General features: G+C 47.4%; 16 protein-coding genes. 2 read left to right on the top strand and 14 right to left on the bottom strand.

Annotation, left to right across the window (positions count from 1 at the left end):
• Window positions 1-11 precede the first annotated feature (11 nt).
• Entirely contained in the window at window positions 12-410 is a 399-nt protein-coding gene (locus tag E7027_04815) for a hypothetical protein (protein MBE6421434.1), read from the top strand.
• Between the two features lies 1 nt (window position 411).
• On the opposite strand, the gene miaA is transcribed toward E7027_04815, so the two are convergent.
• Complete coding sequence (gene miaA, locus E7027_04820) at window positions 412-1,347, bottom strand: tRNA (adenosine(37)-N6)-dimethylallyltransferase MiaA (GenBank protein MBE6421435.1); 936 nt, start codon at window positions 1,345-1,347, stop codon at window positions 412-414.
• A gap of 129 nt (window positions 1,348-1,476) precedes the next feature.
• Between miaA and E7027_04825 the strand changes: the two genes are divergently transcribed.
• Window positions 1,477-1,977 carry a prepilin-type N-terminal cleavage/methylation domain-containing protein gene (locus E7027_04825; protein MBE6421436.1) on the top strand — a complete coding sequence of 167 codons (501 nt, stop codon included), beginning with the start codon at window positions 1,477-1,479 and terminating at the stop codon, window positions 1,975-1,977.
• A gap of 72 nt (window positions 1,978-2,049) precedes the next feature.
• On the opposite strand, the gene E7027_04830 is transcribed toward E7027_04825, so the two are convergent.
• From E7027_04830 to E7027_04890, 13 genes are read right to left on the bottom strand one after another with little or no spacing between them, the layout of a single operon-like run.
• Window positions 2,050-2,517, bottom strand: a complete 468-nt coding sequence (locus E7027_04830; GenBank protein MBE6421437.1) for a PilZ domain-containing protein — start codon at window positions 2,515-2,517, stop codon at window positions 2,050-2,052.
• Window positions 2,518-2,521: 4 nt separating this feature from the next.
• Complete coding sequence (gene miaB, locus E7027_04835) at window positions 2,522-3,751, bottom strand: tRNA (N6-isopentenyl adenosine(37)-C2)-methylthiotransferase MiaB (GenBank protein ID MBE6421438.1); 1,230 nt, start codon at window positions 3,749-3,751, stop codon at window positions 2,522-2,524.
• A 52-nt stretch (window positions 3,752-3,803) separates the two neighbouring features.
• Complete coding sequence (locus tag E7027_04840) at window positions 3,804-5,468, bottom strand: glucose-6-phosphate isomerase (protein ID MBE6421439.1); 1,665 nt, start codon at window positions 5,466-5,468, stop codon at window positions 3,804-3,806.
• A gap of 38 nt (window positions 5,469-5,506) precedes the next feature.
• Entirely contained in the window at window positions 5,507-5,959 is a 453-nt protein-coding gene (gene rpiB / locus E7027_04845) for a ribose 5-phosphate isomerase B (GenBank protein ID MBE6421440.1), read from the bottom strand.
• A gap of 3 nt (window positions 5,960-5,962) precedes the next feature.
• Window positions 5,963-6,520, bottom strand: a complete 558-nt coding sequence (locus tag E7027_04850; protein ID MBE6421441.1) for a D-sedoheptulose 7-phosphate isomerase — start codon at window positions 6,518-6,520, stop codon at window positions 5,963-5,965.
• 19 nt (window positions 6,521-6,539) lie between these two features.
• Complete coding sequence (locus tag E7027_04855; GenBank protein MBE6421442.1) at window positions 6,540-7,262, bottom strand: hypothetical protein; 723 nt, start codon at window positions 7,260-7,262, stop codon at window positions 6,540-6,542.
• Window positions 7,259-9,067 (bottom strand): protein BatD, encoded by a 1,809-nt coding sequence (locus E7027_04860; protein MBE6421443.1) that lies wholly within the window; start codon window positions 9,065-9,067, stop codon window positions 7,259-7,261. Before E7027_04860 ends, E7027_04855 begins: the two co-directional genes overlap by 4 nt.
• A 4-nt stretch (window positions 9,068-9,071) precedes the next feature.
• Window positions 9,072-9,722 (bottom strand): tetratricopeptide repeat protein, encoded by a 651-nt coding sequence (locus E7027_04865; protein MBE6421444.1) that lies wholly within the window; start codon window positions 9,720-9,722, stop codon window positions 9,072-9,074.
• A gap of 3 nt (window positions 9,723-9,725) precedes the next feature.
• Complete coding sequence (locus E7027_04870; GenBank protein MBE6421445.1) at window positions 9,726-10,769, bottom strand: VWA domain-containing protein; 1,044 nt, start codon at window positions 10,767-10,769, stop codon at window positions 9,726-9,728.
• A 1-nt stretch (window position 10,770) separates the two neighbouring features.
• Window positions 10,771-11,898 (bottom strand): VWA domain-containing protein, encoded by a 1,128-nt coding sequence (locus E7027_04875; GenBank protein ID MBE6421446.1) that lies wholly within the window; start codon window positions 11,896-11,898, stop codon window positions 10,771-10,773.
• Window positions 11,895-12,800 carry a hypothetical protein gene (locus tag E7027_04880; GenBank protein MBE6421447.1) on the bottom strand — a complete coding sequence of 302 codons (906 nt, stop codon included), beginning with the start codon at window positions 12,798-12,800 and terminating at the stop codon, window positions 11,895-11,897. The genes E7027_04875 and E7027_04880 overlap by 4 nt, the downstream gene beginning before the upstream one ends.
• Window positions 12,801-12,803: 3 nt before the next feature.
• Complete coding sequence (locus tag E7027_04885) at window positions 12,804-13,694, bottom strand: DUF58 domain-containing protein (GenBank protein ID MBE6421448.1); 891 nt, start codon at window positions 13,692-13,694, stop codon at window positions 12,804-12,806.
• A 21-nt stretch (window positions 13,695-13,715) separates the two neighbouring features.
• Window positions 13,716-14,699 carry a MoxR family ATPase gene (locus E7027_04890; GenBank protein ID MBE6421449.1) on the bottom strand — a complete coding sequence of 328 codons (984 nt, stop codon included), beginning with the start codon at window positions 14,697-14,699 and terminating at the stop codon, window positions 13,716-13,718.
• Window positions 14,700-14,798 lie beyond the last annotated feature (99 nt).

Here is a 14,798-nt window from a genome sequence, read left to right on the forward strand (position 1 = left end):
AGGAGAAAGATATGGCTTTCGGTGAAAAAGAAAAACAACTGCTAAGTGCGATTCGTCATTACCGCACGCAAGAGGCGCTGGCGCTCTTGGACGAAGAAATAGATTTAGACGCTCCCGGCTTTGTTCCTTTTGACACACCGCTTTTTTTGGCAATAGAAAAAGGTAATAAACTCGTTATCCGCAAACTGGTGGAAAAGGGGGCCGATGTAAATTATTTGGCGCATTGGTACGAACCGGCCAACGAAAAAATGATTGAATTAAGCGAGGCTCACAGCGGGCAAGAAATAAACGAATACAGATGTCCGCTTTCTTTGGCGCTGGAGTACGAAGCAAAGCATGGTTTGGCGGAAGAGGTGGCTTTGCTTAAAGAATACGGAGCCAAAGACTTGGAAGAATTGAAAAAGAAATAATTTACTTGGCGCGGGAGAGAATTTCCCGCGCTAATTTTTGGGTGTCAAAGTCCTGCGGGTTTTGTAAGGAAATTCGCAGGGCATTTTTATAGCGGTTAAACCAAGTGCGTTGGCGTTTGGCATATTGGCGTGTCAGCGTGGCAACCCGTTCCACCGCCTGTGCGCGGGAGAGTTCCCCTTTCAAAAAGGAAATAGCCTGCGGATACCCCAAACTTTTCAGTGCGGGGGTATCTTCCGCGTAGCCTTCGGCTAATAATTGGCGGGCTTCTTCGGTCATACCGTCAAAGATTTGTTCGGTTCGGCGGTTGATGCGGTCGTTTTGAGCGTCTTTATCCCAATCTAAATATACCCAAAGAGATTTGGTTTCATCGGGGAGTTGAAAAAAAGTTCCGCTTTTCAGTTCGCTGGCAGGTTTTCCCGTCAGCAGGTATAGTTCCAAGGCGCGCATGGTGCGTTGCACATTCCCTATCGGGATATTTGCCGCGGAGACGGGGTCTTTTTCCGCCAGGGCTTTGTGTAAACCTTCTTTTCCTTGTGCTTTTAGTAAACTTGTAAGATACTCGCGCGTGTGTGCAGTTCCGGCGGGGAGTTCGTCCATTCCTACAAAATAAGCATGTAAATACATACCCGTGCCACCGGCAAAAATAAGAGGGGTGTTGGGGAATTGTGCGCGTATTTTATCTACTTGCGTGCGAAAGGCCCCTGCGTTGAAGCCGTCCGTTACTTCTAAAAAATCTACCAGTAAGTAGGGGATTTTGTCTACCGTGTAGGAACCGTTTTGATAGGTTCCCAGCGGTTTGGCCGTACCGATAGTAAGGCGTTTGTAAACTTGGCGGGAGTCGGCGGAAACCACAATGCCCCCTGCCTGGCGTGCCAGTTCAAGTGCCAGTTCTGTTTTACCGGAAGCGGTCGGGCCGCAGAGAACAATGGGTTTCATACTTATATTGTACTTTTTCTTGGGGAGAGAGTGGTTCTACTTCCTTTAAAAACGAAAGAGGCGGTTGATAAGGATAACTTTTGAGAGTAATTTTTTATTTGCTATAATTGCTGCTAAGAGGGTATCTGTATGAAAAAAGGTTTTACTTTGATAGAGTTGTTAGTAGTGGTACTTATTATTGGTATCTTATCTGCGGTGGCACTTCCTCAATATACAAAATCAGTTGAAAAGGCACGCATGACTGAGGCCGTTATGGCCGTAGAGGCTATTGCCCGAGCAAATCAATTGTATTATTTGGCCAACGGCACTTATACTCGCAATATCAATGATTTAGATATTGATTATAATATTACCGAAACGGAATATGGTTCTACTTCCGGGGAAGAAACAGCCCAATCCGCACGCATGAGTAAAAATTTTATTTTCTCGGCCAGTAATTCTTATGGTGCCCAATCGGGGATTGCTGTGGCAGCTCGGCGCGAAAATGATACAGATGTAAGCGGGGGCAGAGTATATTCGCTGATGATTTATAATACAGGAAGAAAAATTTGTTATCTGTATGGTAAAGCAACAGACTATCAAAAGCAGTTATGCCGTGCTTGGGCTGATGCGACCAGTGAGTATTATTAAAGTTTTTTCGTACAAAAAACCCTCTCGTATGAGAGGGTTTTTTTATAAACATTACTTGCGAAGGAGCAGGGGTTATTTCCCTTCAAAAAAACTTTCGTCTTTTTGAATTTTGTTGCAGATTTTGTTGCATTTGCAACCGGCTACACACACTTCGGGCAGTTTAAGCAAAATGCGGGTGTCGCAATCGTTAAAGTCGTCAGCCATTTCGCTGATAAGTTTAGCGTCTTTTTCTGCCATTTTAATAAATTCAATACCAATGGTATATACATTTTCGCGTTGCTTTACCCAGGCGAGTCTGGCTTCTACTTCCATTTTGCCGGTACCGGGTAACTGCAGGCTGATAGAAAATTTGTCAGCAAGCGGCGCACCCAAAAAACTGATCATACGCATACCGGAGGCGGACAAGTCGGCCAAAATGGCTACCAAGGAAGTTTCCTTTCCGTCTTCGGTTTTGTAATGTAAGTTGACCGGTTCAATTAAATTGCTGATAACCGGCATACGCGGGTGGCGGCGTTTTTCAGAAAAGTTCTTTTTAGTCATAAATTTAATCCCTCGCAAATAATAATGTTCCGTCTGCTCGTTCTATTTCGGCTTTTACGACGGTGCCGATGGGGTAGTTCTTATTTAGTTTTACCCAATAACTGCCCGACGAGCGACCCTTGTTTTCGGACTCTAAAAGCACTTCTTGCACGGTGCCTACTTGGGCTTTGTATGCGGCTTCGGCAAGTCCTCTTACTTTATTTAACAAAATATCAAGCCTTTGTTCCAGTATCTTTTCGGGCAAAAGCGTCATTTGTGCGGCTACGGTACCTTGGCGGGGCGAGTATTTGTAGCAATAGGCCGTGCTAAAGCCGGCTTCTTCCACCAGGGTCAATGTTTGTTGGAAATCTTCTTCGGTTTCCGTGGGAAATCCTACAATTAAATCGGTAGATATGTGAAACCCGCACGATTTTAATTCTTTGATTTTTTCCAATAAAATTTCACGCGTGTAACCGCGTTTCATTTCACCCAAAACTTTTGTAGAACCGCTTTGCGCGGGTAAATGTAAGTGACGGGCGATTTTCGGGTTATCTTTTACCGCTTGCCAAAAAGCCGGGGTGAAGTAAATGGGGTGCGGGCTTGTAAAGCGTACGCGCTCCACTCCGGGAATTTCGGTGGTGCGGTTGAGTAAATCGGCAAAAGTGGTGTTGCCGTTCTGATAGGCATTTACCGTTTGGCCCAGGAGCATAATTTCTTTGGCGCCTTGGGCTACTTTTTGACGGACGGAGTTTAATATATCCTCTTGAGCCAAGCATTTAATCGGGCCGCGCACCGTGGGTACAATGCAGTAGGTACATGCAAAGTTACACCCGCGCATAATGGTAACATAACCCGTCAGCCCCGGTTTAAGGATTTCGCCTCCATCGGTAGTGGGGGGGAACAAACCGCTGTTGTCCAAGGTATCCGAAAAGTTTTCAATATCTTTTGCCCCGGATAATACATCTAAAAACGGGAAGTGGCGGCGCAGTTGTCTGCCCAACCGTTGGGCGGCGCAACCTGCAAAAATAATGGCTCTGCCCGGTTTTTCTTTTTTCCAGGTGCCGAGTCTGCCGAGGAAGGAAACCGCACGGTGTTCCGCGTGGTCTCGTACGGTGCAGGTATTGATAAGCACCACATCGGCTTCGTCTAAATTATCGGTGGTTACCATGCCGCGCGCGGCCAAGTGGGAGAACATTTCCTCCGAATCGGCAATATTCATTTGGCAACCGTAGGTTTGAATAAAAACTTTTTTCATGGATATAAAAAATGCAGGCGGCCCGATATAACAGACCGCCTGCCAACTTAAGTTAGAATAAGTCGCTGATTTTTTTGATGCTTTCCGTAAGCGGCTGGGTGAGGTGAATCTTAATCACGCGGCGGCCTTTGGATTCAAGCGCTTGGAAATCTCCCAACGCTTGGGCGTTGCAGAGTTGTCCAAAGGTGTATTGTTGACCGGGAATTTTAATATCGGCGGCCGGTTCGGCGGAAAGGAGCAAGAATACCCCGTTGTTGCCGTCACCTTTGTGCAATTGACCCGTGGAGTGTAGGTAGCGCGGCCCGTAGCCAAACAATACGGCGCGTTTGGTGCGGGTCATGATTTTATCACGCAAACCGAGCAAGGCTTGATCTACTTCTTCGGAAGGATAGACATAGGGCAAGATAGCCACATAGTCGTTGCTTTCCAACAAGGAATACAAATCTTGGGACAAGGTTTCCAGTTTCACTTCACCGGCAATGTCTTTGGAAACCAACAAGGGGGCGGAAACTTCCGCAGGAATATCGCCCGCTTCCAACTTAGCCAAGATGTTTTTGGTCATGGTTTTGGCTTCTTGTACGTTGGGTTGGTCAAAGGGATCAATGGCCAAAATAGCACCCGCGGCGGCGGTGGCAATTTCCCACAACAGGAACATAGCACCCAATTGGTATTTGTTTTCCAAGACGATGGTCAAAATCGGGTAACCGCGTTCGGCCAAATCTTTAACGATGGCGGAAACGCGTTTGTCGTCATCGCTGCCGGTGGAAAGGTAGACAAAGTAGCGATCGTCACGGTAGTCGAAGTTTTTGGTCAAGCTTTCGCCGGCCACCGGCACAATGCCTTTACCTTCTTTACCGGTAGATTCGGCTACTAATTGTTCAGCCCAAAGACCGAAAGTAGCAAAATCGCAAGGAGTTAAGAGAGTCATTTTATCGCGGCCGTGGTTGACATTGCACGCACCCATAAAAGCCCCCAATTTAACCGCGGCGTTATCTTTTACCGGGGCTTCGGCGCTGAAGGTGGCGGCTTGTTCTTTGGCTACGGTTAAAAGTTTGGTTACATCTACCCCCATGATGGCGGCGGGAACGATACCGAACATGGAAAGGGCAGAAAATCTACCGCCGATATCGGCCGGGTTGAGGAAGGTTTTGCGGAAGTTGTGTTTTTTGGCTAACGCTTCCAAACCGGTGCCGGGATCGGTGATAGCGGCGAAGTTTTTACCGGGTTCTTTTACGCCGGCTTTTTTTACTTCGTCAAAGAAATAAGCAAATTGAGAAGAAGGTTCCACCGTTCCGCCGGATTTGCTGGCAAAAATGAAAAGAGTTTCCGCCGGGTTGATGCGGGCACGGGCCGCGCCTACCCAATCGGGGTTGGTGGTATCGAGTACGATAAGTTCCGGCCAGCCGTTTTGCTTGCCAAATACGGTGCGGAATACTTCGGGGGCCAAAGAAGAACCGCCCATACCCATGATTACACAATGTTTGAAATTTTGTTTAACATCGTTAGCAAAAGTGGTTACATCTTCAATGCGTTCCAAGGTCCAGTCATATACCTTTTGCCAGCCTAAGAATTTAACGATAAACTCCATGTGTTCTTTGTCTTGTTTCCAAAGGGTAGGGTCTTTCGCCCAGAACTTGGTGTTAAATTCAAGTCCTTCCAGTTTAATTTCGCCTTCCCGGATAATTCCTTCGGCTATGGGGGTTGCTTGTGTATTCATACTATTTCTTCATCCTTTTTTATAAAGACCTGTCGGCCTTATTTAAAATTTGCGTTTTCAATCGCTTTTACTTTATTTAAGCGTCCTTCATGACGGGAACCCGTTAAGAAAGAGGCCATTAAAAATTGTTCGGTTAAGTTTTCGGCAACGGCCGTACCGATGATGCGCGCTCCCAAGCACAATACATTTAAGGCATCGTGTTCCACGGCTTGGCGGGCAGAGTAAGCATCGTGGCAAACGCAGGCGCGAATCCCTTTGGTTTTGTTGGCCGCCACACAAACCCCAACTCCGCTGCCGCAAATTAAAATTCCGCGTTCAGCCCGGCCGGAGGCCACTTGTTGGGCAACTTTGTCGGCATAATCGGGATAGTCGGCCCTCTCGCAAGAGAAGGTGCCGCAATCTTCTACTTCATGCCCCAAGCGGCGCACAACAGCCGCTACGGTTTCTTTCAGCGGGAATCCCGCGTGATCGCATCCAATGGCAATTTTCATAAATTAGTAGGCTTGGTCTACCAAGTCGCACATACAATGCGCCATAAAAATATGGCAGGCTTGAATATGCGGAGTATCTTTTACGGCTACCGTGAGGGGTAAGTCGCAAATATCTTTAATGGTGCCGCCGTCTTTACCTAAAAAGGCAGCGGTGTAACAACCCTTGCGTTTGGCAAGGCCTAAAGCCAAATATACATTTTTGCTGTTGCCGGAGGTGGAAATACCGATGACCACATCTCCTTCTTTGGCAAATCCGTCAATTTGACGGGAAAAAACAACATCATAAGAGTAATCGTTTCCGATAGCGGTTAAAGTAGAGGTATTGGTGTTGAGTGCCAAAGCAGGAAGAGAGGGGCGTTCTTTTTTGAAGCGGCCCACAAATTCCGCGGCGATATGTTGGGCATCAGCCGCACTTCCGCCGTTTCCCATCAAAATAACTTTGTTTCCTTTTTTGAAGGCTTCAATTACTTTCTCGGCCAATAATTCCACTTTATCGGCTAAGTTTTCTTTTACATAAGTTACGGCTTGAATTAAGGTGTCGGCTTCGTTTTTTACAAACATATCAAAATACCTCACTAAATTAAATCTTTTCCACGGCGTTTTGTTCTACCCATCCTTTGATTCCTTGGGATTTTACAACAACTTCATACCACGAATCTTTGGCATCTTGTACCGTTACCAAGTGCCCTTGGGCTACGCTGGCACTGGCGGGGAAGTTAGTACCCGGGCCACTGCGTATTTCCGCAATAGGATAGGCGATTACGGCTAAATGGGCGTTTTGTTCTTGATGTCTTAAATAAAGCCACCCGCTACAAACAGTCAATATAACCGCACAAATGAGGGTTAATCGGCCCGCTTTTCCTTTGAAGAGCCAGAAACTTCCTACTGCACAAAACAACCAAAATATTAAAAAAACAAGTCCTTTTAGTTCCGGATAAGAGAACCAATAAAAAGCGCGATGCAAAATAACCGGAATTCCGGACGGAACTAATTTTTCCCCACCCGATTCTAAAGTAAGGGAAAGATTTTGGCGGATATCGCCGTCTCGCGGGGCCAAGCGGAACGCACGGTAATAGTTGGCGGCGGCCAGCCCTTTGCTACCCATCTTAAAATAGCAATTACCTATATTGTAGTAAACAAACGGGTCGTTTGGGTGAGATTTTAATTCATCTTCGTAAATACCCAAAGCCGCAGAGTACTTCCCTTGGCGGTAAAAGTCCTCGGCTTTTTGTAAAGAATCTTGAGCCGTAAGGAATAGATGACAGGTAAAAACGAGCAGGAGAGCCAGTATTATTTTTTTCATTTGGTTTCCTCCTCCATTAAGGTAAGTACATCGAGTGCCTGGGCGGCCAAATTGCGCGTGTTTTGCGCGTCTTTTTCTGTTGGAGCAAAGCGGGCCGCATCCAATCGTTGCCACAAGAGGGAAAATGCTTCTGCCGTGGCAGGGGTAACCCCTTTTTTGCCCAACATATTTACAATAGATTTAAGAGGCAAACTGCCGGTGCTTATTTTGAATTTTTGTTGTAAATAGCCGGCTACCGCATCGGCTACGGCTTCTTCGTTCGGGGAGGCTTTTAATAAGGCTTTTGCTTGGGAATAAGCGCGTTTTTGGGCTAAAGTCTTTCTGCCAAACAGGGCAAAAAGTACGGAGACAAAAAGTAACGCACCTGCCAGCCAATTTATCCAAGCCAAAGCGGATACTTTGGTCAAGAAACCGGCTTCGGGCGCGAGGGTGCTTTTTAAGTAGGCAATATCGCTTCCCAAGGTATGGAACCCGCTGGGGCCGGAGCCTTGCGCGCCAAAATCAAACCCGGCTTCCGTTTTGGAGGAGGGAGATACTTGTATTTGAATCGGCTGGGTACGCAAGGTTTTATAGGAAGAAGTATTCGGGTTGAAATAAGACCATTTGATTTCCGGAATCGTATAAATGCCGGAGGCGGACGGTACGAGAACCGCCTTAAAGATTTTGTAACTGCGTGCTTGACCGTTAGCCGGTAGCGAACCGGAAGTGGCCGCCGTGTTATACATCTTAAATCCGTCCAAGACAGGGAAAACCAAGTCCGTCGTCGGTTTCAGGTTCCCGGGCCCTTTTACCGTAACGGTCAAATTAACGGCTTCCCCGGCTTCTACGCGGGTCGGGTCGGCCTGGGCTTGCAATACAAAACCTTCGCCCACCGCCCCGTAGAAAGATTTGGGTTTTCCGTCTTGTGGGAACGCTCGTACCTGAAGGGTAATAGGGTCGCTGGCAACGGTTTGCGTTTCGCTGACAGCTGCCCCGCCGAAAAGACGGTCGAAAGCCGTAAAGGGGGAAGACCCCGTTTGAAAACGAATCGAGGCCGGGCCGATGGTGGCTTTGCCGGGTGCCGCGGCCGTTAAGTGATAGCGTTGTTCTTCGTAACGGTACAACACACCGTTAATGCTTTGGGTGCCTTGCGCCGAACCGGCACTTTCCATAAAAATATTGGTGACGCTCGGCTTTTGGTAGGGGGCATCGTAAAAACTGTTGGAATAGTAAAAGCGAACCGCGAGCGTGATGGTTTGGTTTACATAAGGGGTTTTGTCACTGACGGCTGCTACCATAAAGAAGGCATCTTCCGCATGAGCGTAGGCTAAGTTAGCCAGGGAAGATTCCAATGGCGGAAGGTTAGGATCCACCTTGGGAACTTTGGCAAAGGCAGAGTCGTAATTCCCGGCGGAGTTGCGGCGCGCACCGGAGGACGCGCCCCCCGCGTTGGTTACCCCTTGTGCGTGGCGGAAAATAGTGACGGAGATAGGTTCCGTTTTATAGGTTTTGCCGTCATAAGTGAAGGAAACTTCCCCAATGGAGGTTTTCCCTACAAAACGAGGTAACATTACATAACGAAAAACAGTGGTGGTATGGCCGTTTACGGTAGATTGTTCCACTTCGCGCGAATAAACATTAAAAGCCGGCAAACTGGGAAGTTGGGGCATAATCATATTGCCGGAGGCCCCGCGAATTTCCACCGTTAAAGTAATTTCGTCATCAAGCGCAAGGGCTGTTTTGTTTACGCTGGCCGTCAGTGAGACTTGGGCCATGGCCGAAACGAAACAAAAACAGAAAAATAAAGCGAGTAAAAGTTTTTTCATAAATTTACCAATCTTTTTCTACCGTATGATTTTGGGCCGGAGCAGAAGCCGTAGGTTTCTTATATTCGCTTTCGCGAGCCATTTGCATCACACGTTCGGCGGCATCTTTTTGTTGTTGGCTTTGCGAATCGTTTTGGTTATTTTGTTCGTTGTTTTGTTGTGCAGCATCCGCACCCGAATTATTTTGATTATCGGCACTGTTGTTTTGATTGTTTTGCCGGTCTTTGTTATTTTGGTTTTTCTGTTCCTGCAAAATAAGTTGCAAATTGTGTACGGCCTCTTTATCTTTCGGGTTTTTTACAATGGCCTGGCGATAACTTTGCTTGGCCTTTTCCATATTTCCGGCCCGATAGTAAGTGTTACCTAAATTGAAAAGAGCATCTTGCTGAAGGTCGCCTTCTTTTTCGGCTGCTTGAGTGAAGGCGGCTTGAGCCGAGGAGTAATCTTTCAAGCGATAGGCGGCCGCTCCTGCCCCGAATACGGCCTCTTCGTTTTGAGGTTCGTTTTTCAAAATATTGTTGTAAGTGCTGAGGGCTTGACCGTATTTTTTGTCTTCGTACAAATTGCCGCCTTTACGCAATTCTCCGCGCACTCCCGCCTGGAGCGGAAGAGAGAGTAAAAGCACAAATAAAATCAGCGGACTTTTCATACTCATATTTTACCTTTTTTGAGGCTCTTTTTCCTCGTTCGTTCTTTTGCGGGTGCCTCTGGGCCACAACAAATAACCTGCCAAACACAAAAAGGCAAGTGCAAGCGGGAAACGATAGCGGTTTTTATAGGTTACCCAGCGGGAAGTGTTGGATACGGTTTTGTCCAACCCGCGTACGGCATCTTCTACTTTAGCCGCTACTTGCGCAGGGGTGGTGTAAGCAATATATACGCCGCCGGTGGCCTGGGCTAATTCCAGTAGGGTGTTTTCGTCCAATTTAGACACAACGGTATTACCTTGACGGTCTTTTTTATACTCTAAAATTTTTCCGCTGGCCGGTTCCACGCGCGCCGGGATAAGGGTGCCTTCTTTGCTGCCGATACCGATAGCGATAATACGGATTCCGTTTTTAGCGGCAATTTCTTTGGCGGCTTTCAGTTCTTCGGGGGAGTGATCTTCTCCGTCCGTCAATAGAATAAGGGCTTTTTTGCCGGGATATTTGGCTAACATTTTGGCGGCTAAAGAAACAGGCGCCGCAAGGGAAGTGCCCGGCACGGGGAGCATATCGGGTTTTAAGGCGGTGATAAAGTATTTAAGTGCATCTTCGTCCGTTGTGATGGGGCATTGCACATAGGCCTGGGAGGTAAAGGCCAAAATGCCGACGCGTTCTTCCTTGAGGTGGCTGATAAGCATACGCAACATGGTTTTGGCGTTGTCCAAACGGTCGGGCCGAAGGTCGCGTGCTTTCATGGAAGAGGATACATCTACCGCAATAACGGTTTGGGCAAAAGAGCCTTGGGCTTGCGTAATTTCCGTTCCCCATTGAGGGCCGGCCAACGCCACAAACAGAAAAACCAAACTGCCTAAAAGCAGAACATTTCTCCAGGCGCTTTGCGGGCGCAAGTGGGCCACCAGTTTGTGATAAGCCTGGGTGCCGAACAAGGCGTGAATAATGCTGTTTTTTCGTTTTTTCCCCAAGGCAAGCACGCCGCCCGCTACCAAGAGGGCTCCCAACAAATAAAGCAGGAAAACAGGTTTAGCGAATAATTCCATATTATGGCACCTTGATAAAAAGAATTTTTTCCGCTATCAGCCCGGCAAACAACATAACCACCGCCAGTAAAAGGAGCGGTTGGTAAAAGTCCGTACGACTGATAATGGAACTGGGCGAAAATTCCGTCTTTTCCAGTTGGTTAATCGTGTTATAAATTTGCTCCAGTTCCGTTTCGTTTTTTGCGCGATAAAATTTTCCGCCCGTTTCTTGGGCAATTTCCAGCATCAGGCCTTCATTGATTTCATCTTCTTGGCTGGAATAGGGGTTTTCTCCGGGGGCACTGGCCGTGCCGATGGTGTAAACGCGGATTCCGTACGCGGCTGCCGCTTTGGCCGCCATGCTGGGGTCAATGGCGCCGGCGTTGGAATCTCCGTCCGTCAGTAAAATGATGATTTTGCTTTTGGCTTTGCTGTTTTTTAAGTGATTGGCCGCCACGCCCAAAGCATCGCCTATGGCAGTATTGTTGGCATCGATAATGCCTAAGTACAGGGTGGAAATATATTCCTGCAAGGCTTCGTGATCCAAAGTTAAAGGCGCATGAAGCATGGCCTCTTTGGCAAAGGCCACCAGACCCATGCGATCCGTGGGGCGTTTGGCGATAAAACGGGAAGCCGTATTCTGGGCCGCTACAAAGCGGTTGGGGTAAAAGTCCTGCTTTTGCATGGAGGCGGAAACATCTAACAGTAAGATAATATCAATCCCTTCGGTGGGGGGGAGGAGAGTTCGGTCTATTTTTACGGGACGGGCTAAGGCCAAAATCATCAAGGAAAGAGCTGCTAAATAGCAGAACATAGGAACCCAACGGGTAAAAAGTACCCGCAAGGAAGCTTGGTGAATAATCAAGTGCGAAAAAGGATAATTTATCTGTCTGGAAAATGATTTTTTGAAAAGGGTTTGCCCCAAAAAGACCGCCAATACCACCAGCAGAAGAACAAAAGCCCACGGGTGCATAAACTCTATGCGTCCGCCAAAAAACCGGGTAAACAAGAGCCCCAGCAAAGCAAAAGCACTCACGGCTCCCAACACACTGAGTACGGCGGCTTGCATACGGGGGGCTTTTTTAACGAATAGAGAAACCACCAGACTCAGCAGTAACAACCCCAACGAGATTAAGAAAAAGTAAATCATAAGGGCTCCTCCTCTTGGGCGGGGATAATTTCTTTGGGGGCGGTTTCCGTGATTAGTTCCCGCAAGATTTGAACATCTTTGTTGCGAATTTGTTCGTTGGGAACGGCTTGGGCGAATTTAACCAAATCGCCCGAACTTAAGAAATCCCGTAACTGATAAAGCAGCGGTGCCATTTGCGGCATATTTTTTACACGGCGCAACAGTTCGGCGGAAGTATCGGCCGAAGCATCTATTTGAAATTGACGCCACAGGTATTCCCTCAAAATATCGGACAAAGTAATATAGAACAACTTATATTCCGCTTTTTCCCAAAGCCCGCTATCCAGGAGAGCATCGATTTTGGATAACGCAATTACATGGCCGGGGCGGGAATCTTCCTGCCGGGTAATTTGCAGTTTTTCTTCCGTCACTTTTTTGCGCCACAGGTGAAGCACCCAAATAAGGGCCGCAGCCGCCAAAAAAGCCAACAGCCAGGTCAGCCAACCGTCCGGCACTTTCGGCCCGCGGATTTCGCGCAGGTCTTCTCCGGGGAAAGTTTTGGCGGGGGTAATTTCTACATAAACGGGTTCTTGCGCTTGAGCGATGGTTTTACCTTCTTGGGTAAGATTGAAGGTAACCGTAAAAGTAGATTTTCCCAAAGAAAACGGAATAACGGTAAAATCGTATGTTTGAGTGGCGGGGGAATTTTTGACAACCGAGGTTTGGGTAATTTCAAATTCAGCCGGCAGGGAATCTTCGTCCACTGCCACTTGGTAATCGGGAGAGTGGGAAAGGGCATATTGTACGGCAAACGGCTGAGCGAAAGGCACGGAAGCGGCCGCTTGCTTTTGGGTAATGCTGATTTCCTGCGCCATTACACCGAAAGAAAAGAAAAATAAGGAAAACAGTAACAGTTTTTTCATGGCCTATCTCCGCAGTTTCTTGGCGCGTTGCTTAAAAAACGAAATCACAGGTTCAAACGGGGAGTGCGCCGTATCCACCACAATGGGTTCAATCTTAAAAGGGTTGAAAAGACTTTTCAGTTGTTCGTCTTGTTTTTGGCGGTATTGGTTTAGTTGGGCATTTAGTTCGCTACCGGAAAGAGAAATTAAATCTTCTGCGCCCGTTTCGGGATCCACTACATCGATGCAAACCCCCAAAGAGGGAACTTTTTCTTCTAGTTTATCTTTAACGATAACAGGTATTAAATCAAATTTTTTAGCCGCCAACTTAAAAGGTTTTGCGAAATTTTCAAACGGTTCCAAAAAATCGGAAATGAGAATTAAAATTCCTTGGCGTTTGATTACTTTATTTAAGGTTTCCAGGCAGAGCCCCAAATTAGTACCTTTGCGTTTGGGTTCAAAAGCAATCATTTCGCGAATCAGGCGTAACACATGTTTTTTGCCTTTTCGGGGGGGGACAAACAATTCCACCTGGTCCGAAAATAACAAGAGGCCTACCTTGTCGCTGTTTTTAAGGGCAGACATGGCAAAAAGTGCAGCCAGTTCAGCGGCGGCCTCCAATTTTAATTTATCGGTAGAGCCGAATTGCTCGCTGGCGGAAACATCGCACGCAATCATCAGTGTCAGTTCGCGTTCTTCGTTGTATTTTTTAATGTAGGGAACACCCGTTCGGGCCGTTACGTTCCAATCAATAGAACGGATATCGTCCCCCGGGGTATATTCGCGCACTTCGGCAAATTCAATCCCTTGGCCTTTGAACGTGCTGAGGTATTCCCCGGCAAAAGTTTCGGAGACCAATTTGTTGGTTTGAATTTCTATCTGGCGTACTTTTTTAAGAATTTCCGAAGTATCCACGGTTTACCCCCAGGGTTCGGTTTACGGCACATCTACGGCATCAAAGATTTGTCTAACGATTTGGTCGGAAGTGACATTTTCCGCCTCGGCTTCGTAGGACAAAAGCACCCGGTGGCGCAACACATCTAACCCGACGGCTTTGATATCTTCCGGCGTTACATAGCCGCGCCCGTTCAGGAAGGAATAGGCTTTAGCGGCTTGGGTAAGGAAGATGGTGGCGCGCGGACTGGCCCCGTATTGGATATAGGAGGCTAATTTTTCCAACCCGGCGGCTTTCGGGTCGCGCGTGGCAAATACCAAATCTACAATATAGTTTTTGATTTTTTCGTCCACATAAATGGAATCGGTTACTCGGCGTGCCTTCAAAATCATTTCCGGGGTGACTTGCGTGTTGAGTTCAATTTTTTGGTGGCTGGCCATGCGTTCCAAAATGATTTTTTCTTCTTCTTTGGAAGGATAAGTAACCATTACTTTAAGCATAAAGCGGTCTACCTGCGCTTCCGGAAGCGGATAAGTACCTTCCTGTTCCACCGGGTTTTGGGTGGCCATTACCATGAAAGGTTCCGGCAGTTTGTAGGTTTGTTCGCCGATGGTTACCTGGCGTTCTTGCATGGCTTCCAACAGGGCGCTTTGCACTTTTGCGGGAGAACGGTTGATTTCGTCGGCTAATACAAAGTTGGAAAAAACCGGCCCGCGTTTAGGGTAGAAAAGGCCGTCTTTCGGGTTAAAAATAAGCGTACCCGTAATATCGGCGGGGAGCAAGTCCGGCGTGAATTGAATGCGTTGGAATTGAGCGTGAATCGCTTGGGCCAAGGTTTTTACGGCGAGGGTTTTGGCTAACCCGGGCACGCCTTCAATCAAAATATGCCCGTCGGCCAAAAGGGCTACCAACATTTTTTCTACCAGGCCTTCCTGCCCGACAATAACCTTGCTCACTTCGCGTTTTAAGTCTTGTAAAAAAAGGCTTTCTTGCTGAACTTGTTTGTTTAAGGTGGTGATATCCATATTTACCCCTCCGTGTAAAGGCCCGTGTTCGGGCGAATATTACCTATATTATAGAAAACAGGCCCTTTCTTGGAAAGGGTTTTTTAGGGGTTAGTTTCC

This window comes from Elusimicrobium sp. (genome assembly GCA_015062115.1).
Classification (GTDB): domain Bacteria; phylum Elusimicrobiota; class Elusimicrobia; order Elusimicrobiales; family Elusimicrobiaceae; genus Avelusimicrobium.

Bases quoted from the DNA above. Each gene is read 5' to 3' on its own strand.
- miaA (MBE6421435.1), bottom strand. From the start codon at position 1,347: ATGAAACCCATTGTTCTCTGCGGCCCGACCGCTTCCGGTAAAACAGAA.
- rpiB (MBE6421440.1), bottom strand. From the start codon at position 5,959: ATGAAAATTGCCATTGGATGCGATCACGCGGGATTCCCGCTGAAAGAA.
- E7027_04815 (MBE6421434.1), top strand. From the start codon at position 12: ATGGCTTTCGGTGAAAAAGAAAAACAACTGCTAAGTGCGATTCGTCAT.
- E7027_04865 (MBE6421444.1), bottom strand. From the start codon at position 9,722: ATGAGTATGAAAAGTCCGCTGATTTTATTTGTGCTTTTACTCTCTCTT.
- E7027_04880 (MBE6421447.1), bottom strand. From the start codon at position 12,800: ATGAAAAAACTGTTACTGTTTTCCTTATTTTTCTTTTCTTTCGGTGTA.
- miaB (MBE6421438.1), bottom strand. From the start codon at position 3,751: ATGAAAAAAGTTTTTATTCAAACCTACGGTTGCCAAATGAATATTGCC.
- E7027_04825 (MBE6421436.1), top strand. From the start codon at position 1,477: ATGAAAAAAGGTTTTACTTTGATAGAGTTGTTAGTAGTGGTACTTATT.
- E7027_04855 (MBE6421442.1), bottom strand. From the start codon at position 7,262: ATGAAAAAAATAATACTGGCTCTCCTGCTCGTTTTTACCTGTCATCTA.
- E7027_04870 (MBE6421445.1), bottom strand. From the start codon at position 10,769: ATGGAATTATTCGCTAAACCTGTTTTCCTGCTTTATTTGTTGGGAGCC.
- E7027_04890 (MBE6421449.1), bottom strand. From the start codon at position 14,699: ATGGATATCACCACCTTAAACAAACAAGTTCAGCAAGAAAGCCTTTTT.
- E7027_04830 (MBE6421437.1), bottom strand. From the start codon at position 2,517: ATGACTAAAAAGAACTTTTCTGAAAAACGCCGCCACCCGCGTATGCCG.
- E7027_04840 (MBE6421439.1), bottom strand. From the start codon at position 5,468: ATGAATACACAAGCAACCCCCATAGCCGAAGGAATTATCCGGGAAGGC.
- E7027_04875 (MBE6421446.1), bottom strand. From the start codon at position 11,898: ATGATTTACTTTTTCTTAATCTCGTTGGGGTTGTTACTGCTGAGTCTG.
- E7027_04860 (MBE6421443.1), bottom strand. From the start codon at position 9,067: ATGAAAAAACTTTTACTCGCTTTATTTTTCTGTTTTTGTTTCGTTTCG.
- E7027_04850 (MBE6421441.1), bottom strand. From the start codon at position 6,520: ATGTTTGTAAAAAACGAAGCCGACACCTTAATTCAAGCCGTAACTTAT.